General features: G+C 61.6%; 1 protein-coding gene. It reads left to right on the forward strand.

All coding sequences use genetic code 11. The annotated features are described in order from the left end of the window. Nucleotide 1: 1 nt before the first annotated feature. A partial coding sequence (locus AC1DH9_RS30635) for an amidohydrolase family protein (RefSeq protein ID WP_477809516.1) occupies nucleotides 2–558 on the forward strand: 557 nt, incomplete at its 3' end.

Raw genomic sequence — 558 nt, forward strand, 5'->3', positions numbered from 1 at the left:
CATCATCAACGCCCGCCTGCGCAACCATGAAGGCCTGCATGAACTGCACCTGGAAAACGGCCTGATTGCCAACATCGCCCGTCAGACCGAAGCCCCGACCCTCGGACCCGAAGACCTCGATGCCGGTGGGAATCTGGTGGTGCCGCCCTTCGTCGAGCCACACATCCACCTCGATGCGACGCTGACCGCCGGTGAACCGCGCTGGAACATGAGCGGCACGTTGTTCGAAGGCATTGAATGCTGGGGCGAGCGCAAGGCAACCATCACGGTGGAAGACACCAAGACCCGCGCCAAAAAGACCATCAGCGCCCTCGCCGCCCACGGTATCCAGCATGTACGTACCCACGTCGACGTGACCGACCCGCAGTTGACCGCGCTCAAGGCGATGCTCGAAGTGCGTGAAGAGAGTCGACACCTGATCGACCTGCAAATCGTCGCCTTCCCCCAGGAAGGCATCGAGTCGTATCGCAATGGCCGCGATTTGATGGAGGAAGCCATTCTCCTCGGTGCCGACGTGATCGGCGGGATTCCGCATTTCGAGTACACCCGCGATCAGGG

The organism is Pseudomonas sp. 05T35 (assembly GCF_056396605.1).